Here is a 26,714-nt window from a genome sequence, read left to right as displayed (position 1 = left end):
CGCGCCGTCCTCTCGATCGGAGATTGGGAGCGGCCGTGGATGTGCCGCTCCGCTTTCCAGCGTAACCAGGATCTGACGCATGGGGTCGGTCGTGGGAGGGATCCGTTTCCGCTCCGGCTCCGAACAACGGGGGAGCACCTTCGCGGGTGAAGTTGGAGGAGATCGTGACAAAACGCAGCAATGGCCGACGATTCATCGCGTGGGCGGCGCTCGCTGGAGTGATCGCAGGGGCGGTCTTCCTCGCCACCGCAGAGCTGTTCGCACTGCTCTTCGCGCGTACGGCGAGCCCGATCCTCGCCGTCGGCGGGTTCGTGATCGACATCGTGCCGCAACCCTTCAAGGAGTTCGCGATCGCGACCTTCGGCGAGTACGACAAGATCGCGCTGCTGGCGGGTCTCGGCCTTGCCGTGGTCATCGCCTCGGCGATCGCCGGCATCCTGCAGTTGGTGCGCCCACCGCTCGGAGTGATCGCGTTGATGATCGCCGGTGTGCTGTCGACCGCCGCGATCGTCACGCGCGCCGGCGTGACACCCCTTGCATTCCTTCCGCCGGTGCTCGGAACCGTGGTCGGATCTTTCCTGCTGATCCTTCTCGTGCGGCGGTTGCAGGCATGGCGCGCGTCCTTCATCGCGCGTGATGAGGAGGTGGTCGACCCCGCCGTCGATGCGCCGTCGACTCCGAAGGAGCTCAACCGGCGACGCTTCTTCGTGCTCGCGGCTCTCGCCGGAGCATCCGCCGTCGTCGTCGGGATCACGGCCCGCACCGTGAGCATGGCGGTCTCATCCGTCGAGACGATCCGCAAGGCGCTGAAGCTGCCGGCCCCGCGCACGACCGTGACGGTGCCGGCCGGCGCAGAACTCGATGTTCCTGGCCTCAGCAAGCTGTTCACTCCGAATGCAGACTTCTACCGGGTCGACACGGCGCTGACCGTGCCGACGATCGATCCGGAGACGTGGCGACTGGTCATCGACGGCATGGTCGACCAGCGCGTCGAGCTGAGCTTCCAGGACATCCTCGACATGGGCGTGGATGAGTACGCGATCACCCTGACATGCGTCTCGAACGAGGTCGGCGGTGAGCTCGTGGGCAACGCGATGTGGCTCGGGGTGCCGCTGCGAGATGTGCTGCGCAAGGCTGGCGTCCAGTCCGGAGCGGACATGGTGCTCTCCCGCAGCGTCGACGGCTACACCGCGAGCACTCCGCTCGCCGCGCTCGTCGACGACGAGCTCGACGCGATCCTCGCTGTCGGCATGAACGGAGAGCCTCTCCCGCTCGAGCACGGCTTCCCGGTGCGGATGGTCGTGCCGGGGCTCTACGGCTACGTGTCGGCGACGAAGTGGCTTACAGAGCTCAAGGTCACCACCTTCGCCGCGGACGAGGCGTACTGGACGCCTCGCGGTTACAGCGCGGAGGCGCCGATCAAGTTCTCGTCGCGCCTCGACACCCCGAGCATCGGCGAGGCAGTGCCGGCCGGACGCATCCCGATCGCGGGTGTGGCCTGGGCGCAGTCGGTCGGGATCGAGCGCGTGGAGGTGCGCATCGATGAGGGCGACTGGATGCCGGCGACGCTGTCGACCCCCATCAACGACGACACCTGGGTGCAGTGGTTCATGGAATGGGATGCGACGCCCGGCACGCACTACGTCGCCGTTCGTGCCGTCAACAAGGACGGCGACCTCCAGATCGAGGAGCGCGCACCCATCGCGCCCAACGGCTCGTCGGGGTGGCAGCGCTCGCTCATCCGCGTGACGTGATCGACTTGCTCGGCTCGGTCCTGGGTTCCGGATCGAGCCGAGCTTCGACGGCGATCAGCGGGATCGGCCGTACGTCTCGAGGAGGCGGAGCCACACCTCGCTGATGGTCGGATAGGCGGGAACGGCATGCCAGAGCCGCGCGATCGTGACCTCCCCTACGATCGCGATGGTCGCCGAATGCAGGAGCTCAGCGACATCCTGCCCGACGAACGTGGCTCCGACGATGACCTGCCTGTCCTCATCGATGACGAGCTTGGCGCGACCGGAGTAGTGATCGGCGTGGAGCTTGGCGCCCGCGACCCACCCCAAGTCGTACTCGACCGTGCGGAGGCGGATGCCCGATTCGCGCGCGGCGCTTTCCGTGAGACCCACGGCGGCGACCTCCGGATCGGAGAACACCACGCGTGGGACCGCTGCGTGGTCGGCTGATGCGACGTGATGACCCCACTGCTCGTCCCGCACAGTTGCTCCGTTCAGGCGGGTGGCGATCGCCTCGCCGGCTGCGCGGGCCTGGTACTTCCCCTGGTGGGTGAGCAGCGCTCGGCCGTTCGCGTCTCCGACGGCGTAGAGCCAGTCCGTCCCCTCGACGAGCATCGTGTCGTCGACGGCGAGCGGTGCGCCGGGCGCGAGACCGATCGTCTCCAGCCCGACGTCAGCAGTACTGGGGCGACGCCCCGTGGCGACCAGGACTTCGTCGGATTCGTACTCGGTGCCATCTTCCAGGGTCACGGTGACAGCGCCTTCGGCATCGCGAACGACCAGTGTCGGTGAGACTCCCAGTTGCACGACGACGCCTTCATCCGCCAGTGCCGCGGCCACGTGCACCCCTACGAAGGGCTCCTCGCGGTCGAGGAGGCCCGTGCGAGAGAGCATCGTGACGCGCGACCCCAGCGATGAGAAGGCGAAGGCGAGTTCGGTACCGGCGACCCCTCCTCCGATGATGATGAGACGTGGTGGGATGCTGTCGGTCGATGTCGCTTCGCGGGTGCCCCACGGTGAAGCTTCTGCGAGTCCCGGAATCGGGGGCAGCACGGGGACCGAGCCGGTCGCCACCGCGACAGCGCGCGCCGAGTAGATGGTCTCGGCGACCTGAACCTGGCTTGGTCCGACGATGCGCCCGTGGCCGCGGATCAGATCGATTCCGGCGGAATTCAACCAGGAGACCTGGCTGTCATCCTTCCAATGGTCCGTGAATGCCGTCCGCCTGGCGAGGACGGCGGACGCATCGATCGTTCCCGTGATCGCATCCCGGGCTCCGGCGAGACGCCGCGCCGCACGAATCGCATGGCCGCTGCGCAGGAGCGCCTTCGAGGGCATGCATGCCCAGTACGAGCATTCGCCTCCGACCAGTTCCGATTCGACGATCGCGACGCTCACGCCGCGCTTCTTGGCATAGTCGGCGACGTTCTCGCCGACGGCTCCGCCCCCGATGACGATCAGGTCGTAGTCGAAGTTCTTCCGCTGATCCGACATCACGCCTTGTTCCGAAGGATCATGCTCAGGCGGATGGCCGAGACCAGGAAGAAGATCGCACCGAGGGTGGCGTATCCGGCCACTCCGGCGATGTTGTCGGCACCCTGGAGGCCCTGGAACAGGAACCCGCTGCCCGCGAAGACGGAGATTCCGCCACTGAGCATCTGCGGCACCTGGCCACCAGAGCGACGGTTGCGGATGGCAGCGATCAACTGCGGGATGCCGGCCCCGATGGCCCACGCACCCCAGACGGCGAGAGCTGCCGCGATGGAGATCGTCGACGCCACGCCGAGGGCGATCGCGACGACGACGCTGACGACGATGTTGACCCATTCCGCGGCCTTCGAGCGCTGCGAGTCGGGGTTGGCGCGGAGTTGCCAGAGCACTGCGCCCGCATCGAACAGCGGGTAGACGACGAGCAGGACTGTCAGAACCGGGCCTGCCGTGGTTGCGGTCGCGAACACCAGGCCGGCCCAGACCACGGCGAAGGCGAAGCGGATGAAGTACAGCCGGCGAAGTGATGCGCCGAACGTCGACGTGGATGCCGACGCTGAGGTTGTTGCTGACGAAGTCATGATGTGTGTTGCTTTCGTTGGAGGGCCGCGTTAGGCGGTGGTCGTGGTGAGTTCGACGGGGATGTTGCCGCGGGTGGCGGCGGAGTACGGGCACACCTCGTGCGCCGCAGCGGTGAGGCTTTCGGCCACCTCGGGATCGATTCCGTCGCCGATGTGCACGCGGAGCGCCGCGCTCAGGGTGAAGCCGCCGGTTTCGGTCGGTACGACCGCGATCTCAGCAGTCACCGTGGAGTCGGTGAGCTTCAACTGGCGCCGCGAGGCTACGAGCTTCAATGCCGAGTGGAAGCACGACGACCAGCCGGCCGCGAACAACTGCTCCGGGTTGGTCGCTCCGCCGGGGCCGCCCATGGAAGTGGGAATCGCCAGGGTCACGTCGAGAAGGCCGTCGTCGGTGGTTGCGCGGCCTCCGGCGCGACCGTCACCGGTGGACGTAGCGACTGCGGTGTAAAGGGATGTGGGCATGATGTCTCCTCGGTTGACTGAAGTAGAGTTACTAGTACGTCTACCTCAGAAACCATAGACTGCTTTCAGTGCTGGCGCAACCAGCTCGATCAGGATCGGAGCCCGAAGTGCACGAGGACACCAGCCACCCCGTGGCCCGAATGACAACCGGTGCGGGCACGCGACAGCGGATACTCGACGCCGCGAACGAGCTGTTCTACAGCCAGGGCATCCGAGCGACCAGCGCCGACCGGATCATCGAGCAGGTCGGCATCACGAAGGTCACCTTCTATCGCCACTTCCGCACCAAGAGCGACCTCGTCGTGGCCTACCTGGAGCAGCAGTCAGCCGCAGAGCGTGCGTGGCTGGAGAGCACCGCCCGCGGCGGCGACCCGCTGGCGAGAGCACGCACGATCGCTGCGGACATCGGTGCGGCCAGCTGCTCCCCGGGATTCCGAGGGTGCGCGTTCATCAACGCGGCAGCCGAGTTCGCGGACCCGGAAGACCCTGTGCGTGCGGCGGTCGCCGCACATCGCGAGTGGATGACCGGGGTGTTCGCCGAGGTGGCCGCACAGGCGGGCGTCCGAGACATCGCAGCAGTGGCGAACCAGCTCATGATGCTGCGTGACGGTGCAATGGTGAGCGGTTATCTCGGAGAATCCACGGCTGTGGCAGGCTCGCTCGAGGCCGCGTTCGTATCCGTTCTCAGGTCTGAATGAGCCGCGTCAGAACTGCGCAGCCCTCGTCGCTGTGCGGACGCGGTAGAGGCTGGTGGTCGCAGTGATGAAGAGATCGCGGCCGTCCGGACCTCCGAAGCAGACGTTCGCGACCACCTCGGGGACGGGGATGAAGGCCAGCTTCGTCCCGTCCGGAGAGAAGACGTGCACGCCGTCGCCGGCGGACGACCACACGCGGCCCTCGACATCCACCGTGATGCCGTCGGGCAGACCGACCTCGATCGCGGCGAACCTCCGGCCGTTGGTCGCCCGCGCTCCGTCCACGTCGTACGCGCGGATGCGGTGGTCGCGCCGCGCGCCCAGCTCCGGCCCGGTGTCCGTGACGTAGACGACGCCGCCGTCGGGCGAGAACGCGATCCCGTTCGGGCGGTCCATGTCATCGATCACGGATGTGAGCCCGTCGGCATCCGACCAGCGGAACACATGACACTCGCCGTACTCGCGGATGCCGGGATGACCCTCGCGCGGCTGAGTGATGCCGTAGTCGGGGTCGGTGAACCAATACGAGCCGTCCGGTGCGAGTGCCACGTCATTCGGCGAGTTCAGCCGGTGCACGCCCCAGCGTCCGACGATCTCGACGACTGTCCCGTCTGGCAGTTCCCGTTCCAGCCGTCGCCGGCCGTGCGAGCACTGCACGACGCTGCCGTCGCGGTCCAGCATCCGGCCGTTCGTGAACTCCACGTCGCTGCGATGAACGCTCACCGCGGAGGTCGCCGCGTCCCACCGCATGATGCGGTTACCCGGGATGTCACTCCACCGCAGGACCCTTTCGTCGGGGATCCAGAGCGGCCCCTCCGACCAGGTCGCGCCGGTGGCGAGTCGTTCGACGGCTGAGCCGTCGGGGAGCAGGTCCGTTTCAGTCGTCATCGACGCTCCTCCGAGTCAGCGCGTGCGACGCCGGGGCTGCCGGCATTCAGGACGGCTGTCGACTCGCGCACGACGAGTTCACACTCGTGCGCGATCGCGCCTCTGAGCTCGTTCCCATCGAGAATCGACAGCACCGACTCTGCCGCCAGTCGCCCCAGATCATCGAGCCGGGGATCGATCGTCGTCAGCATCGGACGCGATGCCATCGCCATGACGTCCCAGTTGTCGAAGCCGACGACCGAGACATCCTCGGGGACGCGGATCGACTCTTGTTGAAGCTGCTCCACGACTCCCCGGGCGATCTGATCACTGCCGCAGAAGACGGCATCGACGGGGGTGCTGGAGCGAGCCAGGATGCTCGCCGCCTGCCGACCCCACGCTTCACTCCACTCACCCCACATCACGACGTCCTCCGACTGCTCGATACCCGCCTCGCGCAGTCGTTTCACCATCCCGGTGTGGCGAAGACGCGCGGACAGGTGCTTCTGCGGCCCGGATACATAGGCGATCCGTCGTCGTCCCAGCGACAGCAGATGGGAGATCGCCAGCCGCGCCCCCTGCTCGTCGTCGATCACGATCGAGAGGTCCTCTGAACGCTGCGAGGGGGACAGCACGTAGCAGACGGGCACACGCGTCGGGATGCCGATCGGTGCGCGAGCTTCCGCTCGGCGCCCGGTGACGATGATCGCGTCCACGCGGCGGGCGAGGAAGGTCTGCAGGTGATGGTTCTCGCGAATCGGATCGCCCCTGCCGTCTGCGAGCAAGACCGAGATCTGACCGGCGCTCAGGGCGTCCTCCACGCCCAGCATCATGGGGATCGCGAACCTCGTGAAGCTGTCCGTCGTCAGGAGGCCGATCGTGTATGAACGCGACGCTCTTGTCTGTCGCCGCGGCGACCTGGACGTGTATCCGAGTCGCTTGGCCACTTCGACGACGCGTGCTCTCGTGTCGTCGCGCATGCGCCCGCTACCGCCGAGTGCCTTGGAGACCGTCCCGATGGACACCTCTGCCTCCCGTGCGACGTCTGAGATGGTGGGATGAGAAATTTCAGTCACCTGTACCCTCCTTGCGCACGAGTTTTCTCTCTAAATCAGGATAGGTCAAGCGCGTAATTGAGAAAGTCTGAGAAAAGTTTGGTGGTTGCTCAGAGTTGCCCTGAGACTGACATGACAGCCGGTCCATCTCAATGAGGAGCAATTATGACTGCAGTACGAAGGGCCATACTCGGCAGTGCTGGCGTCCTGACCACCGCCCTGGTTCTCACCGCGTGCGGTGGGTCCACCGCAGGCGGCTCGGGCGAGGCCGACGAGTTGACGATGTGGGCGCGATCGTCCACGCAGGATTACACTCAGGCGCTCGTCGATGAGTACAACGACTCCCACGACACCCAGATCAAGCTGACGATCGTCGCCTCCGACAGCTTCCAGCAGAAGGTCGGTGCCGCCGCCGGAGCCGGATCGCTGCCGGACATCCTGGCCTCTGACGTGGTGTACGCCCCGAACTACGCGAAGCAGTCGGTCTACCTCGACATCACCGACCGGATCGCAGAGCTGCCGTTCGGGGAGGATCTCGTATCGGCGCACATCGAGGCATCGACGTTCGACGGCAAGACCTACGCAGTGCCGCACAAGGTCGATTCCAGCTTCATCTTCTACAACAAGGACCTCTTCGCCGCGGCAGGTCTCGATCCGGAGAACCCGCCGACGACCTACGACGAGATCTACGAAGCAGCAAAGGCGATCACAGCCCTGGGCGATGACACGTACGGCTTCTACTTCCCCGGGAACTGCGCAGGTTGCAACGCCTACACCTCCTTCGGTGTCGCACGCGCGGGCGATGAGATGCCGATCAGCGCCGACGGTCAGACGGCCGACATCGACAGCGATGCGCTCCAGGACTGGTTCGGCCTTTATCAGCGGCTGTACGCAGACGGGCTGGTGCCGTCCGGGGCCTCGACAGGCGATTCGACGACACAGCAGGAACCCTTCCTCCAGGGGAAGGTCGGTATCTGGCCCAACGGTTCGTACTCGATCCCGACGGTGAACGAGGCGGTCGATTTCGAGTGGGGCTATATGCCCCTGGCGACCGCTGACGGGTCCTCCACGGGAACGTTCGTGGGTGGCGATGTGGTGGGAGTGACGAGCACCACCGAGAACGCCGATGCCGCGTGGGACTTCATCGAATGGAGCCTCGGCGACGATGCGCAGGTCGACATCGTCGCCAAGGACGGGAATCTCCCGGTGCGCGTCGACCTCGCAGAGAATGAGCACACGGCCGCAGATCCCCGTCTCACGGCCATCACCGAAGGCATGGCCGATGGTTACACCCCCTCCACTCTTCCGTACGGAGAGGCGATCAACTCGCCCAACGGGCCGTGGCTGACCGCCATGCGCGGAGTGGTGTTCAACAACGAATCCGACGCGCTCGCAGAAGGTCAGAAGGCCATCCAGGCGCTGATCGACGGAGCCTACTGATCGTGGCCGTCGCATCACTCTCCGCGCGGCCGGTGCGAGCGCACCGGTCGCGCGGAGGCCGCGGTAACGTGCGCCACCAGTTGGCAGGCTGGGCGTTCATCGGCCCGACCGCGATCACCATCCTGGTGCTGTTCATGCTTCCGCTCGCGATCGTGCTGTTCATGTCGTTGAGCGACTGGCCGCTGCTCGGCTCGCCGACGCTCATCGGCATCGACAACTACGTCGAGATCTTCACGGACCCCGGGTACATCGGAGCGATCCTGTTCACGCTCGGTTACACCGCGCTCGCGACCATCGCGATCTTCGTGCTGGCCCTCCTGCTCGCGGCATTCCTCAACTCGACGCGTCGTGGCGCCAAGTTCTACCGGATCGCGATCTTCGCTCCCTATGTCGTCGGATTGTCCACTGCCAGCCTGATGTGGGTCGTCAACTACAACGACCAGGTCGGCATCTTCGCGCAGGCGCTGCGTTGGCTGGGGATCGCCGACGGGCCGGTCGGCTTCTTCGACACGCCATTGAGCGCGACGCTCGCCGTGACGTTCATGATCGTCTGGAAGTTCGTGGGCTTCCAGGTCATCATCCTTCTGGTGGCATTGCAGTCCATTCCCTCCAGCGTCAACGAAGCCTCGGTGATGGACGGCGCGAACGCCTGGCAGCGTTTCTGCTACATCACTCTGCCGTTCCTGCGCCCGACGCTGGCGCTGCTGCTCGTGCTCTCCGTCACTGGCTCGCTGCTCGCGTTCGATCAGTTCATGGTCATGACGCAAGGCGGGCCCGACAACACGACCGTGACCATGGTGATGTCGATCTACAACACGGCGTTCACATCCTTCGACCTCGGCAAGGCTGCGGCGCTTTCCATCATCATGCTCATCGCTCTCGTGGTCATCAACGGCCTGCAGCTCAAGTTCGTGAAGGGCAACGACAAATGAGTACGATCAACCGCACCCCCACCTCTACGACGCAGACGCAGCTTCTGACGACGATCCCAGGTCGACGGCGGTCCAGCACTCGCCGGAAAGTGATGGGAATCCCGTACCACGTCGCCGGAATCGTCCTCGCATTCCTGTTCCTGTTCCCCCTGCTGTGGTCGACGCTGAATTCGTTCAAGACGGCGTCGGAGGCGAGTTCCTCACCCCCGACGCTCTGGCCGCAGCAGTGGAGCGCAGAGAACTACGAGGAACTCGTCGCGAACGGCGAGGGACTCGGTCAGTACCTCGGCAACTCGCTCATCGTCGCCGGTGTGTCGGTCGTGCTGACCATCGTGATCGCGACGCTCGGGGGCTATGGTTTCGCGCGCTTCCATTTCCGGGGCAAGAACATCGTGTTCCTCGCCGTCATCGCGGTGCTCATGGTGCCCCACGCGACACTCGTGCTGCCGCTGTACTTCATGTTCGCGCGCGCAGGAATGCAGGACAGCCTTGTCGCGGTCGGGCTCGTGCTCACAGTCTTCCAACTGCCGTTCAGCATCTTCCTCATGCGCAACAGCTTCGAGGCCATCCCCTTGGAGCTCGAGGAAGCCGGCAGGGTCGACGGCGCGACCTCCCTGGGCGTCTTCATGCGCATCTCTCTCCCGTTGGTACTGCCAGGTGTGGTGACGGTCGCACTGTTCGCCTTCCTGGTGTCCTGGAATGAGTTCTTCATTCCTCTGCTGATGCTCAACGACGGCGCGAACTTCACGCTGTCCGTGATGCTCGTGAACATCCGCACCGGAGCCTACGGATCGATCGACTGGGGACTGCTGCAGGCCGGCACCACGGTGGCGATCCTTCCTTGTCTCGTCCTCTATCTCGTCCTGCAGCGCTACTACATCGGCGGTCTCACCGAGGGTGCGCTGCGTGGCTGACTTCCGACCGCATTCACTTCCAGGAGAACCCATGCCTTCTATCCACTCCGCCTTCACGTCGCTTCCGCTCGGCGCGGTGGCGCCTTCCGGATGGCTGCGGCGACAACTGCAGATTCAGGCCGATGGCCTTTCCGGTTCCATCGAGGCGCTGTGGGATGACGTCGGTCCGGACTCGGGCTGGCTCGGAGGCACAGGGGAGAGCTGGGAGCGCGGCCCCTACTATCTGGACGGGCTGGTGCCGCTCGCCCATCTTCTCGGAGACGAGGAGCTGATCGCTCGTGCACAGAAGTGGATCGAGTGGATGCTGTCGAGCCAGCAGTCCAGCGGCCAGTTCGGGCCGGCGACCAACGAGGACTGGTGGACTCGGATGGTGGCGGCCAAGGTGCTGCAGCAGCACGCCGAAGCGACGGATGACGAGCGCGTGCTGCCCTTCCTGGAGCGCTACTTCGAGTTCCAGCTTCGCGAACTGCCCGCTCGTCCGTTGGAAGGATGGGCAGCTGCGCGTGCGGCCGACAACGTGCTGGCGCTGGCCTGGGTCCATGAACGCCGCCCACGCCAGGAGTGGGTGGAGTTGGCCGGGCTTCTGTTCGCACAGGGCCTCGACTGGGAGCACGCGTTGGGAGACGGCCTCATCACCGGCCGCGCGATGGGCTTCGACCATCGAACCCACGGACCCAACGTCGCCATGGCCCTCAAGAACCCGGTGGTGCGCGCGATGATGCTGGGCGACGGCGAACCGCACATCGCGACGCAGCGCGCCCTGGCGAACCTGGATCGTTGGCACGGGATGGTGCACGGTATGTTCTCCGGCGAGGAATGGCTGGCCGGACGCGAAGCGGTTCGAGGCGTCGAGACGTGTCAGATCGTCGAGTACATGTTCACCATGGAGGTCGCCGCGCGCGTCACCGGAGAGGGCACGTACTCCGATCTGCTGGAGGGTGCCGCGTACAACCTCCTCCCCGCGTCGTCGGACCCCCTCATGCGCGCGCATCAGTACCATCAGCAGGCGAACCAGATCGAGGCGTCCACCTGCGACCGCGATTGGGCCTACAGCACCAACGGAGCCAACGTCTTCGGGCTCGAGCCGCACTTCGGATGCTGCACCGCCAACTACCACCAGGGGTGGCCGAAACTCGTCGCCTCGCTCTGGATGGTGGCGGAGGACACGCTCGCTGTCACGGCCTATGGGCCGAGCCGTGTCACCGCCGAGGTCGGGGGCGGAGTGATCACGATCGATGAGGTCACCGACTATCCCTTCGACGAGACGATCTCGCTGAAGATCGCATCGACGACCGCGGAGCGCGAGGTCGGCCTGCGATTGCGGGTACCGGAATGGGCGACGGATGCCACGCTGACGCTGAACGGCGAAGAGGTACGCATCGACGCCGACGCCCAGCGCTACGTCACCGTCACACGGGTGTGGTCGGCGGATGATGAGCTCGAGCTCACGCTTCCGATGCGTCCCCGACGCATAAAGCGCGAGCGTCAGGCGGTCGGAGTTCGACTCGGGCCCCTCGTGATGGTCGGTACCCCGGGGGAGCGGTGGCGACCCGTGCCCGACGCCCGCGGCCTTGGCGAGTGGGAAGTGTTCCCCGAACGCAGTTGGAACATCGCGCTCTATGCGGATGCTCCGGTGCCGCTCGAAGCCTGGCTGGTCGAACGTGAGCCTGTCCCGGACGTGCCGTTCGGGCGGAACGACATCGCCACGACGATCCGCGCGGCAGGTATCCGCGACCTTGCGGACTGGCGACGCGACGGAGGGAATGCGTCGAACCCACCGGACGGGCCCTCGCCGGCGCGCTGGATCAACCTCGTCGAGTTGGTTCCCTACGGCAATGCGACGATTCGGATCGCCGAGTTCCCCACGGTGGTGCCGGTGCTCGGTGCGAAGATGCCGACGGAGTTCTCGCAGTGAGTGCGACTATCGCGCTCACAGCCGGCGATCCCTCCGGCGTGGGGCCGGAACTGCTCGCACGTCTGCTTCATGAGATTCGCGACGAGTACGCGGAGCCTGTCGTGGTCATCTCGTCTCATGCGGAGATCGCCCAGGGGCTCTCGCACGCGGGACTCGAGATCGACGCGGAACAGCTGCTGAGCGCCCCTCAGTTCCGATTGATCGAGATCGACGCAGAACGGCCGGAATCGGTCGGAGAGGTCGATGCGGCGAGCGGACGTTGGGCGCTGGCGGGCCTCGAGCGGGCGCTCGGACTTCATGCCGCAGGGCAAGCCTCGGGACTCCTGTTCGGACCTCTGAACAAGACCTCACTTCATCGAGGGGGGATGACGGAACCCGATGAGATGCGGTGGTTCGAGAGCAGATTGGGCTCAGGACTGAGCGTCTCGGAAGTGAACGTGAGCACCACCTTCTGGACCTCGCGCGTCACTTCGCACGTCGCGTTGCGAGAGGTGCCCGACCTGATCACTCCCGACGCGGTCAGGGACGCTGTGCGCCTCCTGCATGAACTGCTGGTGTCCACCGGGCTGTCGCGACCGCGCTTGGCGGTCTGCGCGTTGAATCCGCATGCGGGTGAGAACGGGCTCTTCGGCGATGAGGAGATCATCGCGATCGCGCCGGGAATCGAGCTCGCGCGCGGGGAGGGGATCGATGTGGCGGGCCCTTTCCCCTGTGACACTCTGTTCCGTCACGGGTTCGATGGGACGTACGACGGCATCGTGACGATGTATCACGACCAGGGCCAGATCGCTCTCAAGACTCGTGCGTTCGACGGTGGCGTCACTCTCGAAGCCGGGCTGGGCATCCCGATATGCACACCTGCGCACGGCACCGCTTTCGACATCGCAGGGCAGGGAAGGGCCAGCCTCGACTCGACGCGGAATGCGTATCGTCTGCTTCGCCGGCTCGTTGCGAGTGGGGCTCACAAGGTCGACGAAGCGGGATGAGACTCGTAGTCGCACCTTGACCTGGTCATGGCCCGGGTGTTGCCTTGAGCGATGAACCACGTCACGTCTGCAGACGGAACCCCCATCGCCATGCACGAGTCCGGTGCGGGCCCGACGGTCGTCATCGTCAACGGCGCTCTGTCGACTGCGCGGGATGCCGCTGAGATCGCCCGTGCCTTCGCCGAAGCGGGGCTGCGTGCGATCACCTACGACCGACGCGCCAGGGGCGACAGCGGAGACGGCGCAGTCGCCGCGCCGGAGCGCGAGGTGGAAGACCTCGCGGCGGTCATCGCGGCATCCGGCGCTGACGCAGCCGTGATCGGTCATTCATCCGGAGCCGTCCTCGCGCTGTACGCGGCAGGGCAGGGCGTGCCGATGTCGAGGCTGTTCCTCTCCGAGCCGCCGTTCCGGTTCGGTGAGGATATGCCCGCGGCAGATCTTGAGGATCGTCTTCAGGCAGCGGTCGACGATGGCCGTCCCGAAGAGGCCGTCGTGCTCTTCCAGCGAGAGGCCGTCGGTCTGCCCGAACCGTTCATCGAGCAGTTCCGCGCCTCGCCGGCCTTCGCCCAGATCTTCCCGCTCGGCAGGTCGACGATCTACGACGCACTCGTCACCCGACGTGCGTCGACACCGTCCGCAGAGATGCTCGGAGTACGGATGCCGGTCACCATTCTGTGCGGCGTCGAGACGATGCCGATCCTCGTGACCGCAGCATCCCGACTCGCGGAGATGATGCCGGATGCCGAGTACCTGCAGGTGCCGGAGTCGATCGGTCACCGCATGGATCCTGAGGCGAGCGCCCGGATCGTGGCTGCGCGCCTGGTCGAATGACGAACTCGTCGTGACAAGTGGAGGGACTGACGGGAATCGAACCCGCGCTATCTGCTTGGGAAGCAGAAGTTCTACCATTGAACTACAGTCCCGAACCCGCTCATGAAGAACAGGTGAAGGCAAGCCTACCTGCACTCGCGGCGATGGCCAAAGCTCGATGCGACAGGCCATGCTGGTCGTGACCTCTGCATGAGTGGAGGAGAACAGAGGCCTGCATGGGCGCCGTCATCGGTGAGTTCCTCCCCTTCGCGATCGGCATAGCGATCAGCCCGCTGCCGATCATCGTCGTGATCCTCACCCTGCTGAGTCCGCGAGCGCGCACGAGCAGTGCAGGGTTCCTGCTCGGCTGGCTCATCGGCATCCTCGCGGTGATCGCCGTTCTGACCGCCGCCTCGAGCATCCTTCCCGACCGCGCCGATTCCGAGCCGAGCGTCTGGTCGGGAATTCTCAAACTGGTGCTCGGCGCATTGTTGTTGCTGCTCGCCCTGAAGCAGTGGCGCAAGCGCCCGCACGGCGACGCGACGCCCGAGCTGCCCGGTTGGATGAAGAAGGTCGACGCGCTGAGGTTCGGTGGCGGCATCCGCCTGGGGCTGTTCCTGTCGGTCGTGAACCCGAAGAACGTGATCCTGAGCACGAGCGTCGGTGTCGACCTCGGCACGTCAGACCTCGACTTCGGCGCACTCGCTGTCGCGACCGCCGTGTTCACTCTCGTCGCAGCATCCACGGTCCTGGTGCCGGTGATCGCCTACGCGATCGCCGCTGCACGTCTGCGTGCACCGTTGGAATTCCTCCACGCCTGGCTCACCCGCGAGAACCACACGATCATGGGGGTGCTGTTCGTCGTGCTCGGTTTCGTGACGCTGGGCAAGGGCATCGGCATCCTGTGGCCGTAGGCCGCGCCAGTAGGCTGTACCCGTGCTTCTCAGCGACCGCGACATCAGAGCAGAACTCGCCTCGGGCCGAATCGGTCTCTCTCCGCACGAGCCGGAGATGATCCAGCCGTCGAGCATCGACGTTCGCCTCGACAGGTATTTCCGCCTGTTCGACAACCACAAGTACCCCTTCATCGATCCCGCCGAGGATCAGCCGGAGCTCACCCGGCTCATCGAGGTCAAGCCCGACGAGCCGTTCATCCTGCACCCCGGCGAGTTCGCGCTGGGTGCGACCTTCGAGCAGGTGACGCTGTCGGATGACATCGCCGCGCGCCTCGAAGGCAAGAGCTCACTCGGACGACTCGGGCTCATCACTCATTCCACGGCGGGCTTCATCGACCCCGGCTTCACCGGCCATGTCACGCTCGAACTCGCGAACGTCGCCACTTTGCCGATCAAACTGTGGCCCGGGATGAAGATCGGGCAGCTGTGCTTCTTCCGCCTGACCTCTCCGGCCGAGAACCCCTACGGCTCTGGCCCGTACGGCAACCGCTACCAGGGACAGCGCGGACCGACGGCATCCCGCTCGTTCCAGAACTTCCACCGCACCGATGTCGGCAACACCGATGTGGGGTCGGTCGGCGGCTGAGTCCCGCAGATCGCCGGGAGACCGGATGCGGATCGCGCGGTCGCACGTAGTATCGAGAGCGTGAGCGGCGAAAACACGGAAGAACCGCAAGATCCCCGACGGGATGCCACAACCGATGCGCCTGTTCCGGGTGGTGAACAGGGCCTTCCTCCCGCGGCGCTAGGGGTGAAGCGTTTCGACGTCCCGGCTCCGGAGACGGTCGCGATCCCCGACGCGGAGGCCGCGATCGAGGGTTTCGAGGTGCCACCGCCGCCCACGTTCAGTGCCGCGCCGCCTGCTCCCCGCGCGGAGCCGGTCATCCCTCCCGCGCCGCCCGAGAAGACGGATGCCGCGGCGACAGAGCCCGCGACGCGCACGCGCAGCACATGGGCGCCCAATGACACCTGGACCTCGGCATCGGCGCACAAGCAGGAAGTCGTGCCGCCGACCGCCGCGCAGAAGGCCGAATCGCGGGCGGCCGCCTCCCGTGCCGCCACCGCCCGCGACGAAGCGAGTCGCACGTATGTCAGTCCGGCTGCGGGTGGCACAGAAGGCAACAGCTACCGTGGCTGGACCGTCGCGATCTTCGCCGGACTCGCGGTGCTGCTCATCGGAGCCATCGTCTTGATGGCGTACCTCGTGAACAACGCACCGCTGGCGCTGCCGTCCTCCGACGAGACGACCGTCGCATCGTCGGAGGACGAATCCGAACCGGTCGACACCACGACCGTCACCTCCACGAGCACCGAAGCGCCCGCACCCGAAACTCCCACCACCGGCACCGAATGCGCTGCGCTGTGCGACGATGTCGCGGCGCTCGTCGGTGACGAGGTGACCGGGCAGGACGGCGTGACCTGGACCCTGTCGGGATCATGGGCCACCGTCGAGGTCGTAGACGTCGCCGCCACCGAGACCGTCGTAGGGCGGTACGCGTCGAGTGCCGGCGACCTGACGTTCACGATCTGGGCGTTCGACGACGACGGTGCTGCGGACGACGCGTTCACGACACTGTCGGCGGAGCGCGGCTCGCCGGATCATTCGGACAGCGTGTACGAGGACGGTTCCGGCAACCGCGACTCGTTCCTCGCGGATGCGAGCGAGACGGTGCTCTGGTCGGTGACCGGCGACAACGGCCGGCCGTGGGTGATGGAACTCGCAGGCCCCGACGCCGACGGCACGGTCTTCGACTTCTATCTCGCGCTGCCGATCTGAGCCCGCGCCGCATCCAGCGCGTCGAACGCATCCACTCCGCAGTCCGTGCGCTTCGCACTGGACGAACGACGAATGACGAATGGCGGATGCCGAAGCATCCGCCATTCGTGAATGTGACGTGGTCGCAACCACGGTGTTCACTGCGCGTTGCGGCCGCGGGCGAATCCGGCGTCGAATCCGCGCTCGTACGAGCCCTGCACGAAGCGGGCGAAGTGTGCGCGCGGCCCACCGCGGTGTCCGTGCTCGGCGTCGTGCGCGAACCGCTGATCGCTGTGATCGCCGTGCCCGCGTCCGCCGTGCTCGGGGGCGCCGTGGCCTTCGTGATCGAAGTCCTGGGGGCCGAATCCGGGCCTGCCGAACCCGTGCGAACCGAAACCGCGCCCGAAGCCGCGAGGACCGAAGCCTCCGCGCCCGAACCCGCGAGGATCGAAGCCGCGACGTCCGCGCCCGCGGGGGAGCGGCGTCTCCTCGTCCCAGCCGAACGCGCGGGCGAGCCGCTCGAGCGTGGCCATGGTGGTGGCGAGGTCTTCGGCGGGGACCGCATCGGTGACCTTGGCGCGGATGCCTTCGACGATGACGTCGAGACGATCCTTCGCCGCGCGGCCTTCGTCGGTCAGGGTCCACGTGCCGTCGGAATCCGCGACCCAGCCGAGTTCGATCAGTCGCGTGAGCTTGTGCGCCGGCAGCGGTCGATCGTTCTTCGGGTGCCGGGCAGGAACCGTGCCGTCGACGACGTTCAGGATGCGCCATTCGCGGCGCGTGACGCCCTCGGACTCGAAGGCGGAGGCGAACTCGGCAGCCATGAGGCGGTCGACGGCCTTGAGCCAGAATCCGAACGGGCGGGAAGTCTCTTCAGAGGTGATGGTGTTCATGAGTGGAGTCCTTTGCTTGTAACTGTGCATGTATATGTAGTGTGACATGCAATCTGAATGCATGTCAAGTCGCATGTAAAATCGGATGCGTGAGCACAGACAATCCGGACCCGGCCGAGATCATCGCGCAGGCACTCGCGCGTATGCGGAGCCGGCGACCGCACGGCCCTGGTCGTGGTGGCCCGCACGGCAAGCGCGGCGACTTCATGGCTGATCACCACGGCCACGGTCACGGCGAGCATCCGCCCCTCGGTCGCCGTGGCATCGTTCCGCCGCCCTGGGCAGGCGGGCCGGGCGGGCGCCTGGGGGGTCCTGCGTGGATGCGAATGCTGGAGGTGCTCGCCGCGGCATCCGAACCGCTCAGCGTCAGCGCGCTCGGCGAGGCCGTCGGCGTCGATCAGCCGCGCGCCTCACGCCTCGTGCAGCAGGGTGTTCAGCGCGGCCTCGTGCAGCGGGAGGCCGACCCCGACGACGCGCGACGCACCCGCATCGCCCTCACGGAGACCGGTCAGAAGATCGCCCGCGGCATGCGCGGTGAGCGGCGGGAGGTGCTGTCGAAGGCGCTCGAGTCGTTCACCGACGAGGAAGCGCGCGAACTCGCGCGTCTGCTGTCGAAGCTCGCCGACAACTGGGGGAGCTGAGCATCCCGCGCCCTACTCGATGACCGCCTGCTTGGCCTTCACCGGGAGCATCAGCAGCAGCCCGACGAGCAGCACGATCACGATGCCGAGGATGCCGAGGCGCGTGTCGCCGCTGAGGCCGACGAACAGGGCGAACAGAGTCGGGGCGAGGAAGGAGACGGCGCGACCCGTGGTCGCGTAGAGGCCGAAGATCTCGCCCTCACGACCCTCCGGCGTGATGCGAGCGAGCATCGACCGGCTCGCCGACTGCACGGGGCCGACGAACATGCACAGGATGAGCCCGGCGATCCAGAAGCCGATCTGCGCATCGCCGATGAACAGCACAGCGGTGCCCGCGACGACGAGTCCGATGAGCGAGGTCATGATCACGCGCTTGGGCCCGAATGCGTCGTCGAGGCGGCCGGCGAGGATCGTGCTGATCCCCGCGACCACGTTGGCGGCCACGGCGAAGTAGAGAACCTGCGAGCTGGAGAACCCGAATACCTGCGCGGCGATGATCGCGCCGAAGGTGAAGACACCGGCCAGTCCGTCGCGGAACACGGCGCTCGCGACCAGGAACATCAGCACCTGGCGGTTGCCGTGCCAGAGCTTCTTGATCGTGCCGGCGAGCACGACGTACGAGCGGAAGAACCCGACCCGGTTCTGCGCTTCGCGGGCCGGGATCTCGGGCACCCGCAGCAGCACGGGGATCGCGAAGACACCGAACCAGATCGCGGAGGCGAGCACGGCGAGGCGGATGTGCAGACCGTCGTCGGTCGTGATCCCGAGCGGGCCGGGGCTTGCGATTAGGCCGATGAAACCGACGAGAAGGATGACCAGCAGCACGATGCCGCCGACGTATCCCATGCCCCAGCCGAAGCCCGACACGCGACCCATGTTCTCCTTCGTGGAGACCTGCACGAGCATCGCGTTGTAGTTGACGCCGGCGAACTCGAAGAAGATGTTGCCGACGGCGAGCAGCGTCGCGCCGAGGATCAGGTACTCGGGCGCTCCGACGACGAAGACCATCGCGGCCATGGCGAGCACGACGATGCCGGTGTTGATGGCGAGCCAGAGCTTGCGGCGCCCCGTCCCGTCGGAGCGCTGGCCGAGCACCGGTGCGAGCACGGCGATGAGCACGCCGGCGATCGCGAGGGCCCAGCCGACCAGGCTGGCGTTGCCTGCGAGCGCGGCGACGAGTGCGGGGTTCTTCGCGTCGCCGCCTGCTGCGGCCACGATCTCGGGGTCGACGAACAGCTGACTCGCGAGGAACGTGCTGAAGACGAAGGTCGTGACGACCGCGTTGAAGGCGGCGGATCCCCAGTCCCACAGCGCCCAGGCGAGAACGCCGCGGCTGCGGGCGGGGCGTTCGATGTCGTCGGCCTTCGGTGCGGAAGCGCTCATGGTCGAAGTCTGGCGGGAACCGGTGAACGAGAGGTAGCGGCGCGCCGCTCGGGAAACCCGCGAGTAGTGTCGACGCATGCCGAAGACCATCCCGCGGCCGCGCACCGTCGTGCTGTTCGAGGGCGCGAGCGACCTGCTCGCCTTCGAAGCCGCCGCGCGCCGACTCGACATGGTGCTCGAGCGCGAATCGATCACGCTCGTCGACATGGGCGGCATCACGAACCTGCGTCGCCGGCTCGCCGAGCTGCGATCCGAGGCGCATCCTGCGCGCGTGCTCGGCCTCTATGACGGCGCCGAACGGCGCTACGTGATGCGTGTCCTCATCGACGCGGGCATGCTCGCCGCAGACGGCGAACCGGAACCCATCGGCTTCTTCGCGTGCGAGCGCGACCTCGAAGCGGAGGTGATCGCGGCGGCCGGGCCGGAGTTCGTGCTGCACACGCTCGCAGCACGGGGCGAGCTCACGCGGTTCCAGATGTTCCAGACGCAACCCGCACAGCGCGCCCGCAGTATCGAGGCGCAACTGCACCGGTTCGCGGGCACGGCTGCGGGGCGCAAGGCGAGGTTCGCTGCCGACATCGTCGACGCCCTGCCTGTCGAGCGGATGCCGCGCCCGATCGTCGCCCTGCTCCGCGCGGTGCTCCGGCGTCCGTGATCGACACGGGGCGCATCAGGTGACGAGGTGCGCGGCATCGGTGCCGGGTTCCGATGGCCTCAGCTGTATGACGAGGCCATCAACTCGGCGAACAACTCCTCGGCATCGCACTCGACCCGGTGCCGTGCGAACCAGTCGCACACGTTCACGCAGTCCCGATGCAGCAGGTCGAGCCCCTGCGGATTCGCGATGATGTCGACGATCTGCGGCAGATCGATCACCCGCACGCGTCCCTCATGGACGAGGAGGTTGTACGGCGAGAGGTCGCCATGCGCGAAGCCCGCTGCCGCGAAGATGCGCATGAGGTCGACGATCTGGGCGAAGTAGTCCGCGAGTGCACGACGATCGCCGCGCTCCTGCGCCAGCCGAGGTGCGGCGGTGGCGCCTGTGCCGATGAACTCCATGAGCACTTCGGTGCCGTTGACCTGGACGGGATACGGCACCGGAGCGCCGAGCTCCCACATCCGGCAGAGCGCGGTGAACTCCGCGAACGACCACTCCGCGGCGGCGACCTCGCGTCCGAATGACGACTTCTTCGCCAGGGCGCGCGCATCGCGCGAGTTCTGCACCCGTCGGCCCTCGGTGTACGCCGTCGACCGGTGGAAGGATCGGTGCTCCTCGCTGCGGTACCGCTTCGCCGCGAGCAGCGTGCGCCGGGCCGGATCGTCGGGCACAGCGCGCTCGATCAGGAACACATCCGCCTCCTTGCCGGTCTTGAGGATGCCGAGTTCGGTGTCGAGCGCGCCGGCCGAGGTCACGACCCACGAAGGCCATGGCTGCGGCCCGCGCTCGGTCGGGGTGATCGCCGGCCAGGTCGACCAGCGCTGGCCGTCGCCGGGCTCGACGTCGGCGAACGAGAGCGAGGATTCGAGGGAGAAGGGAGAGGATGCGTCGAACGACGCGAAGGGATCAGTCACTGTGGTTGCTCCGGAAGGGAGGCCACACGCGGATCAGGAGCGGGCGGCCTCGAGGGGAAGGATGTCGGCGAGAGGCGCGACAAAGACGTTGGACATCTCCGGCTCCTTCCGCTCGGTTCTTCCCGGGGCGATCCCGGTGCCCTCCGAGAGTACCGCGAGGGTGCGGCGCTGTCACGTGCTGCGTCTGACCTCCGACCGCGGACGAATGGTCGGATGCCGCGGACGCGCAGTCGGGTGCGGCATCCGCGCGCCTGTCAGCATGGAGACATGACAACGACCGCACCCATACCCGTGAACGTCTCCGCCCCCGTAGAGCGGATCCGTTACGGTGCCCTGGTCGTCATGATGCTGCTCAGCTTCCTGCTCGTCACAGCGGAGTTCCTGCCCAACGGCATGCTCACGGAGATGGCGGACGCGCTCGGCGTCACGCCAGGGCAGGCCGGGCAGACCGTCACGGTCACCGCGCTCGTCGGATTCATCGTCGCGCCCACCGTCGGAATGGTGTTCCCCCGTGTCGATCGCCGCACCCTGCTGGTGTGGATGGCTGTCGCCGCTGCGGCGTCGAACCTCATCGTCGCGATATCGCCGAACCTGATCATCATCCTTCTCGCGCGCTTCCTGCTCGGTGCTGCCCTGAGCACCTTCTGGTCGATGTCGATCACCGTCGCCGTGCGGATCGCAGGACCGGAACGACTCGGACGCGCGGTGATGTTCACCTCGGCGGGCACGTCGCTCGCGACCGTCGCCGGTGTTCCGGTCGGCGTGATGCTGAGCCAGATCATGGACTGGCGCGGGGTGTTCGCTCTGGCCGGCGTCGTCACCGGCCTGCTGGCTGTGGCGCTGCGCACCATGCTGCCGCGGGTGCCCGCCGCTCAGACATCGAGCTTCGCGCTGCTCGCCGACACGATCCGTCGCCCAGGGATCGGGCTGGGGCTGACCGGGCACGTGCTCGTCGTGCTCGGCCACTTCCTCGCGTACACGTACGTCCGCCTCGCGCTCGAGCGGATCCCGGAGGTCGACGCCGGCACGATCGTCATGCTGCTGGCGGTGTTCGGTATCGGCGGTCTGGTCGGAAACCTCACGATCGGACTGATCATCGATCGCTCGTTCCGCCTGTTCGCCGTTCTCGCACCTGCCGTGATCGCCGTCGCGGTGGCCGGCACCATCCTGCTCTCCGGCTCGGTGCTCGGCGTCGGGATCGCGGTGTTCGTGTGGGGCTTCTTCTTCGCATCGTGGCTGATCGTGGTCAACACCTGGGTCGGACACCGGATGCCGGACCGCCTCGAAGCCGGCGGCAGCCTGGTCGTGGTCGGATTCCAGGGCGCGATCATGATCGCCGCCGGTGTCGGCGGAGTGCTCGTCGACAGCATCGGCGTGGAGCCCTCGTACGGTCTCGGCGCTGCCGCGCTCGTGCTGGGAGCGCTGCTGTTCGGGCTCTCGAACCGCGTGCGCAGCTGATCTGGGGGAGCCCTACGCGGGAATGGGTTCGCGCCGCATCCGCTGCCACGCCGACGGGGTCATCCCGGCGTGGCGGCGGAAGGCGCGGCTGAAGCCCTCGTCGGAGGAGTAGCCGAGCGTCCTCGCCGTCTCCGCGACAGTGCGCCCTTCCGCCAGCATCGACTTCGCGGTGTCCATGCGCACCTCCGTGACGTAGTTCGCGGGGGAGCGGCCGACCACGGCGCGGAACCGTTCGGCGAACACCGAGCGCGACATCGCGCCGATTCCGGCCAGGGACTCGACGGTCCAATCCCGCCCCGGCGCCTGATGGATCGCGGCGATCACGCGCTCGAGGTACGGATCGCGCGAGCGCGCGGCCCACGACTCGGGGGCGCAGCCGTTCTCCGCCCATGCGCGCAGCACCGAGAGCAGAACCGTGGTCACCATCATCCGGCAGATCACGGGATCGCCGGAACGGGCGTCTGCGGGTGCGTACGGATCGAGTCCCAGTTGCGAGGCGAGTGCGGCCGCGGCGGGTTCGAGGGCTGCGAAGTCGCTGACGACGACGAAACCGGGCACCATGTGCAGCGCGGTCGGATCCGACAGCTGCACCTCACCCACGACCAGGGTGGCGCCGTCGGGTGCATCGAGGATCACGGAGCGGTCTCCGAGTGTCAGCAGTGCACCGCCTGCGGCGAGAACGTCGGGGGCGGTCGGCCGGCTGACGCTGATCCGCTGGGTGGCGCGGTCGATGCCCAGGCTGCAGCCGGCGGCGAGCGGCGGGTGGCCGCGCACCTCTCCGGAGACGACGTGCACGAGGGTCACGACGCCGTCGGCGAGGGGGAGCGCACCGGACGCCGGAAGCTCGACGCGCCGTGTGCCGCCGGAGATCACCTTCACTCCGGAGAGCAAGCGCTCCAGTGTCGTCTGATCGATCGTCGCCATGATGATCGCAACGACAGGGCCTCGGATGCTATTCCGCAGACGGGGCCGCCCGTCCGAGTGCGTACGCTGGAAGCACCCCGATCACTAGGAGCGCGATGTTCCGCACGCCTGCCCGTCTCTTCCGTGTCCTCGCGATAGCCGAGGCGATCACCTGGACGATCCTGATCGGCGCGCTCATCGCGCGCGCCGTCGGCGTCCCGCCGATCGTGGTCACGATCGGCGGTGGTGTCCATGGGTTCGTCTTCCTCTCCTACGCCGCGACGGCGATCCTCGTGGCGTTCAACCAGCGCTGGTCGATCGGGGTCGGGGTGCTCGCCGTGGCGAGTGCGATCGTGCCCTATGCGACCATCCCGATGGAGATCTGGTTGCATAGATCGGGGCGCCTGACGGGCGAGTGGCGTCTCGAGGAGAGCGACCATCCGCAGGACCGCACCTGGTACGACCGTACGATGCGCTGGTTCCTGCGCCGGGCCTGGGTGCTCGTGGTGCTCATCGCCGTCGCCGTGGTCGCGCTGTACATCGCGCTGCTGCTGATCGGCCCGCCCGGCGGCAAATGACCCCTCCGGTCAGTACGCGACGATGGCGTTCTTGTCGAGGACCTCTGACAGGATCGCATTCGCGTCGCCGCTCGTGCAGTCGACGATGACGTAGAAGCCGAGGCCGGGCGTCGCGAACGCGCGTGCGGCCATGATCCAGGTGCGATCGCCGTCCTGGCCGGTGATCTGCCGGTTGGCGACGTCCGTGTTGCCGGTCGACTGGTATGAGAAGGCGCCGTCGACGGCGTGCGGGGTGATGCTCGCGGCATCCGTCTGCAGAAGCGTCCCGAGGATCGCGTCGGAGGAGGCGCTGTCGTCGCCCGGTGTCACAGGGATGTCCGGAGTGAATCCCTGCCAGAACTGCGCCGTGCAGGTTCCGTCGATCGTGCCGTAGGCCCAACCGCCGTTCCCGTCGTCCGGTGAGGTGACCTCCCACCCGTCGTCTGCCAGCAGGCCGTCGCTCCACTCGACGTACACGGAGTCCGTCAGCAGGTCGCCGTCTTCGAACGAGAGCGTGGCGGGTGCGCCTCCATCGGTCTCATCCGACTGCTCGGGCGTCGGCGAAGGGGCGTTCGACGGCTCATCGGTCGCCGCGGTCTCGGACGGGATCGCGCTGAAGAGGCATCCGCTGAGCGGCAGCGTCGCGAACGCCAGGACGGCGATCGCAGCGAGGCGGGAGGGACGGATTCTCGTGCGCATGCTGCTCATGCCGGTCAGCCTAGTCCGCCGCCAAAGTTGAGTGAAGTCATATCAAGTTTGTTTGACAACATCTCGACCGGGGAGTACAGTTGAGCCATCGCGACTCAGGTTTCGACCTGGTCGTCCCAGACTTCAACCCAAAGGAGAATCACATGGCACGTGCTGTCGGAATCGACCTCGGTACGACGAACTCCGTCGTCAGCGTCCTCGAAGGTGGCGAGCCGAAGGTCATCGCCAACGCCGAGGGCTTCCGCACCACCCCCTCGGTGGTCGCATACACGAAGGACGGCGAGGTGCTCGTCGGTGAGACCGCGAAGCGCCAGGCCGTCACGAACGTCGACCGCACCGTCGCATCCGTCAAGCGCCACATGGGCACCGACTGGAGCTTCGACATCGACGGCAAGAAGTGGACGCCGCAGGAGATCTCGGCGCGCATCCTCATGAAGCTCAAGCGCGACGCCGAGTCCTACCTCGGTGACACCGTGACGGATGCCGTCATCACCGTCCCCGCGTACTTCAACGACGCCGAGCGTCAGGCCACGAAGGAAGCCGGCGAGATCGCGGGCCTCAACGTGCTGCGCATCATCAACGAGCCGACCGCCGCCGCTCTGGCCTACGGCCTCGACCGCGGCAAGGAGGACGAGCTCATCCTCGTCTTCGACCTCGGCGGCGGAACGTTCGACGTGTCGCTGCTCGAAGTGGGCAAGGACGACGACTTCTCCACGATCCAGGTGCGCTCGACCGCGGGTGACAACCGCCTCGGCGGTGACGACTGGGACCAGCGCCTGGTCGACCACCTCATCAAGCAGTTCAAGGAGACCAGCGGCGTCGATGTCTCCGGTGACAAGATCGCCCTGCAGCGCCTGAAGGAGGCTGCGGAGCAGGCGAAGAAGGAGCTCTCCTCCTCGACCAGCACCTCGATCAACCTCCCGTACCTGTCGCTGACCGAGTCGGGCCCCGTCTCGCTCTCCGAGACGATCACGCGCGCGAAGTTCGAGGACCTCACCAAGGACCTGCTCGACCGCACGAAGAAGCCCTTCGAGGACGTCATCCGCGAGGCGAACGTCAAGGTCGCCGACATCGACCACGTCGTGCTCGTCGGTGGATCGACGCGTATGCCCGCCGTCGCCGAGCTCGTCAAGCGCGAGACCGGCAAGGAAGCGAACAAGGGCGTCAACCCTGACGAGGTCGTCGCCGTCGGCGCGGCCCTGCAGGCCGGTGTCCTCAAGGGCGAGCGCAAGGACGTCCTGCTCATCGACGTCACTCCGCTGAGCCTCGGCATCGAGACCAAGGGCGGCCGGATGACCAAGCTCATCGAGCGCAACACGGCCATCCCGACCAAGCGCAGCGAGACCTTCACCACGGCAGACGACAACCAGCCGTCCGTCGCGATCCAGGTCTTCCAGGGCGAGCGCGAGTTCACCCGCGACAACAAGCCGCTCGGCACGTTCGAGCTCACCGGCATCGCGCCGGCGCCCCGTGGCATCCCGCAGGTCGAGGTCACGTTCGACATCGACGCGAACGGCATCGTGCACGTGTCCGCCAAGGACAAGGGCACGGGCAAGGAGCAGTCGATGACCATCACCGGCGGCTCGTCGCTGTCGAAGGAGGACATCGAGCGCATGGTGCGCGAGGCCGAGGAGAACGCGGCTGAGGACAAGAAGCGTGCAGACGCTCTCGAGCAGCGCAACCAGGCCGAGACTCTGTCGTACTCGATCGAGAAGCTCATCAAGGAGAACGAGGACAAGCTCCCCGCCGACGTCAAGGACTCCGTCCAGGCTGACGTCGACGCTCTGAAGGCGGCTCTGGCCGGCGATGACGACGACGCCGTCAAGACGGCTCTCGACAAGCTGAACGAGTCGCAGGGCAAGCTCGGCGAGGCGATCTACGCGCAGTCGCAGGCGGATGCCGCATCCGAAGCCGGCCCCGCAGACGGCGAGGCCCCGGCCGGTGACACCTCGGACGACGAGGATGTCATCGACGCCGAGGTCGTCGACGACGAGGACGAGAAGAAGTAA

26 protein-coding genes and 1 tRNA gene are annotated in these 26,714 nt (G+C 66.8%); 16 read left to right on the top strand and 11 right to left on the bottom strand.

Annotated elements, in window-relative coordinates; genetic code table 11:
* Positions 1 to 164: 164 nt before the first annotated feature.
* Positions 165 to 1,754 carry a molybdopterin-dependent oxidoreductase gene (locus tag ACYVG2_RS12535; protein ID WP_460781293.1) on the top strand — a complete coding sequence of 530 codons (1,590 nt, stop codon included), beginning with the start codon at positions 165 to 167 and terminating at the stop codon, positions 1,752 to 1,754.
* Positions 1,755 to 1,808: 54 nt separating this feature from the next.
* Here the strand turns inward: ACYVG2_RS12535 and ACYVG2_RS12530 are convergent, their stop codons facing one another.
* Genes ACYVG2_RS12530 through ACYVG2_RS12520 form a run of 3 tightly spaced genes read right to left on the bottom strand, consistent with a single transcriptional unit; the run spans position 1,809 to position 4,264 of the window.
* Complete coding sequence (locus ACYVG2_RS12530) at positions 1,809 to 3,227, bottom strand: dihydrolipoyl dehydrogenase family protein (protein ID WP_460781292.1); 1,419 nt, start codon at positions 3,225 to 3,227, stop codon at positions 1,809 to 1,811.
* Positions 3,227 to 3,802 (bottom strand): hypothetical protein, encoded by a 576-nt coding sequence (locus ACYVG2_RS12525; RefSeq protein ID WP_460781291.1) that lies wholly within the window; start codon positions 3,800 to 3,802, stop codon positions 3,227 to 3,229. Before ACYVG2_RS12525 ends, ACYVG2_RS12530 begins: the two co-directional genes overlap by 1 nt.
* 30 nt (positions 3,803 to 3,832) lie before the next feature.
* Entirely contained in the window at positions 3,833 to 4,264 is a 432-nt protein-coding gene (locus ACYVG2_RS12520; protein WP_460781290.1) for an organic hydroperoxide resistance protein, read from the bottom strand.
* Positions 4,265 to 4,332: 68 nt separating this feature from the next.
* On the opposite strand from ACYVG2_RS12520, the gene ACYVG2_RS12515 reads away from it, so the two are divergent.
* Positions 4,333 to 4,962, top strand: a complete 630-nt coding sequence (locus tag ACYVG2_RS12515; protein ID WP_460781288.1) for a TetR/AcrR family transcriptional regulator — start codon at positions 4,333 to 4,335, stop codon at positions 4,960 to 4,962.
* A gap of 6 nt (positions 4,963 to 4,968) precedes the next feature.
* On the opposite strand, the gene ACYVG2_RS12510 is transcribed toward ACYVG2_RS12515, so the two are convergent.
* A complete protein-coding gene (locus ACYVG2_RS12510) occupies positions 4,969 to 5,847 on the bottom strand; it encodes an SMP-30/gluconolactonase/LRE family protein (RefSeq protein ID WP_460781287.1) in 879 nt (292 codons plus the stop codon).
* Positions 5,844 to 6,902 (bottom strand): LacI family DNA-binding transcriptional regulator, encoded by a 1,059-nt coding sequence (locus ACYVG2_RS12505; RefSeq protein WP_460781285.1) that lies wholly within the window; start codon positions 6,900 to 6,902, stop codon positions 5,844 to 5,846. The genes ACYVG2_RS12510 and ACYVG2_RS12505 overlap by 4 nt, the downstream gene beginning before the upstream one ends.
* Positions 6,903 to 7,046: 144 nt before the next feature.
* On the opposite strand from ACYVG2_RS12505, the gene ACYVG2_RS12500 reads away from it, so the two are divergent.
* The 6 genes from ACYVG2_RS12500 to ACYVG2_RS12475 all read left to right on the top strand — a co-directional run bounded on the left by ACYVG2_RS12500 (position 7,047) and on the right by ACYVG2_RS12475 (position 13,899).
* Positions 7,047 to 8,321, top strand: coding sequence for an ABC transporter substrate-binding protein (locus ACYVG2_RS12500; RefSeq protein WP_460781284.1), 1,275 nt, complete (start codon positions 7,047 to 7,049; stop codon positions 8,319 to 8,321).
* Positions 8,322 to 8,323: 2 nt separating this feature from the next.
* Positions 8,324 to 9,253 (top strand): carbohydrate ABC transporter permease, encoded by a 930-nt coding sequence (locus tag ACYVG2_RS12495; protein ID WP_460781283.1) that lies wholly within the window; start codon positions 8,324 to 8,326, stop codon positions 9,251 to 9,253.
* A gap of 92 nt (positions 9,254 to 9,345) precedes the next feature.
* Positions 9,346 to 10,167 carry a carbohydrate ABC transporter permease gene (locus tag ACYVG2_RS12490; RefSeq protein WP_460781282.1) on the top strand — a complete coding sequence of 274 codons (822 nt, stop codon included), beginning with the start codon at positions 9,346 to 9,348 and terminating at the stop codon, positions 10,165 to 10,167.
* A gap of 31 nt (positions 10,168 to 10,198) precedes the next feature.
* On the top strand, positions 10,199 to 12,082 hold the full coding sequence (locus ACYVG2_RS12485; RefSeq protein WP_460781281.1) for a beta-L-arabinofuranosidase domain-containing protein: 1,884 nt from the start codon (positions 10,199 to 10,201) through the stop codon (positions 12,080 to 12,082).
* Entirely contained in the window at positions 12,079 to 13,068 is a 990-nt protein-coding gene (locus ACYVG2_RS12480; protein WP_460781280.1) for a PdxA family dehydrogenase, read from the top strand. The genes ACYVG2_RS12485 and ACYVG2_RS12480 overlap by 4 nt, the downstream gene beginning before the upstream one ends.
* 51 nt (positions 13,069 to 13,119) lie before the next feature.
* Entirely contained in the window at positions 13,120 to 13,899 is a 780-nt protein-coding gene (locus tag ACYVG2_RS12475; protein ID WP_460781279.1) for an alpha/beta fold hydrolase, read from the top strand.
* An 18-nt stretch (positions 13,900 to 13,917) separates the two neighbouring features.
* On the opposite strand, the gene ACYVG2_RS12470 is transcribed toward ACYVG2_RS12475, so the two are convergent.
* Positions 13,918 to 13,991: transfer RNA gene (locus ACYVG2_RS12470), tRNA-Gly, on the bottom strand.
* Positions 13,992 to 14,114: 123 nt separating this feature from the next.
* On the opposite strand from ACYVG2_RS12470, the gene ACYVG2_RS12465 reads away from it, so the two are divergent.
* From ACYVG2_RS12465 to ACYVG2_RS12455, 3 genes are all read left to right on the top strand, one after another.
* A complete protein-coding gene (locus tag ACYVG2_RS12465; protein ID WP_460781278.1) occupies positions 14,115 to 14,792 on the top strand; it encodes a GAP family protein in 678 nt (225 codons plus the stop codon).
* Positions 14,793 to 14,814: 22 nt separating this feature from the next.
* Entirely contained in the window at positions 14,815 to 15,420 is a 606-nt protein-coding gene (gene dcd / locus ACYVG2_RS12460; protein WP_460781277.1) for a dCTP deaminase, read from the top strand.
* Between the two features lie 165 nt (positions 15,421 to 15,585).
* Entirely contained in the window at positions 15,586 to 16,611 is a 1,026-nt protein-coding gene (locus ACYVG2_RS12455; protein WP_460781276.1) for a hypothetical protein, read from the top strand.
* Positions 16,612 to 16,748: 137 nt separating this feature from the next.
* Here ACYVG2_RS12455 and ACYVG2_RS12450 read toward each other — a convergent pair whose 3' ends face one another.
* Entirely contained in the window at positions 16,749 to 17,483 is a 735-nt protein-coding gene (locus ACYVG2_RS12450) for a MarR family winged helix-turn-helix transcriptional regulator (protein ID WP_460781275.1), read from the bottom strand.
* A gap of 89 nt (positions 17,484 to 17,572) precedes the next feature.
* On the opposite strand from ACYVG2_RS12450, the gene ACYVG2_RS12445 reads away from it, so the two are divergent.
* Positions 17,573 to 18,124: a MarR family winged helix-turn-helix transcriptional regulator gene (locus ACYVG2_RS12445; RefSeq protein WP_460781274.1), complete on the top strand. Its 552-nt coding sequence runs from the start codon at positions 17,573 to 17,575 to the stop codon at positions 18,122 to 18,124.
* Positions 18,125 to 18,136: 12 nt separating this feature from the next.
* Here ACYVG2_RS12445 and ACYVG2_RS12440 read toward each other — a convergent pair whose 3' ends face one another.
* Entirely contained in the window at positions 18,137 to 19,507 is a 1,371-nt protein-coding gene (locus ACYVG2_RS12440; RefSeq protein WP_460781273.1) for an MFS transporter, read from the bottom strand.
* A gap of 76 nt (positions 19,508 to 19,583) precedes the next feature.
* Between ACYVG2_RS12440 and ACYVG2_RS12435 the strand changes: the two genes are divergently transcribed.
* On the top strand, positions 19,584 to 20,162 hold the full coding sequence (locus ACYVG2_RS12435; protein WP_460781272.1) for a TOPRIM nucleotidyl transferase/hydrolase domain-containing protein: 579 nt from the start codon (positions 19,584 to 19,586) through the stop codon (positions 20,160 to 20,162).
* Between the two features lie 59 nt (positions 20,163 to 20,221).
* Here ACYVG2_RS12435 and ACYVG2_RS12430 read toward each other — a convergent pair whose 3' ends face one another.
* Entirely contained in the window at positions 20,222 to 21,079 is an 858-nt protein-coding gene (locus tag ACYVG2_RS12430) for a serine protein kinase RIO (RefSeq protein ID WP_460781271.1), read from the bottom strand.
* Between the two features lie 267 nt (positions 21,080 to 21,346).
* Between ACYVG2_RS12430 and ACYVG2_RS12425 the strand changes: the two genes are divergently transcribed.
* Complete coding sequence (locus ACYVG2_RS12425; protein ID WP_460781270.1) at positions 21,347 to 22,537, top strand: MFS transporter; 1,191 nt, start codon at positions 21,347 to 21,349, stop codon at positions 22,535 to 22,537.
* Between the two features lie 12 nt (positions 22,538 to 22,549).
* Here the strand turns inward: ACYVG2_RS12425 and ACYVG2_RS12420 are convergent, their stop codons facing one another.
* On the bottom strand, positions 22,550 to 23,461 hold the full coding sequence (locus tag ACYVG2_RS12420) for a helix-turn-helix transcriptional regulator (RefSeq protein WP_460781269.1): 912 nt from the start codon (positions 23,459 to 23,461) through the stop codon (positions 22,550 to 22,552).
* A gap of 95 nt (positions 23,462 to 23,556) precedes the next feature.
* Here ACYVG2_RS12420 and ACYVG2_RS12415 point away from each other — a divergent pair, with 95 nt between their 5' ends.
* On the top strand, positions 23,557 to 24,018 hold the full coding sequence (locus tag ACYVG2_RS12415; protein WP_448964675.1) for a DUF3817 domain-containing protein: 462 nt from the start codon (positions 23,557 to 23,559) through the stop codon (positions 24,016 to 24,018).
* Between the two features lie 9 nt (positions 24,019 to 24,027).
* Here ACYVG2_RS12415 and ACYVG2_RS12410 read toward each other — a convergent pair whose 3' ends face one another.
* Entirely contained in the window at positions 24,028 to 24,705 is a 678-nt protein-coding gene (locus ACYVG2_RS12410) for a hypothetical protein (RefSeq protein ID WP_460781268.1), read from the bottom strand.
* A gap of 143 nt (positions 24,706 to 24,848) precedes the next feature.
* Here ACYVG2_RS12410 and dnaK point away from each other — a divergent pair, with 143 nt between their 5' ends.
* Positions 24,849 to 26,714, top strand: coding sequence for a molecular chaperone DnaK (gene dnaK, locus ACYVG2_RS12405; protein ID WP_448964673.1), 1,866 nt, complete (start codon positions 24,849 to 24,851; stop codon positions 26,712 to 26,714).

Source organism: Microbacterium shaanxiense (assembly GCF_054779995.1).
This window is presented reverse-complemented; position numbering and strand designations above follow the sequence as displayed.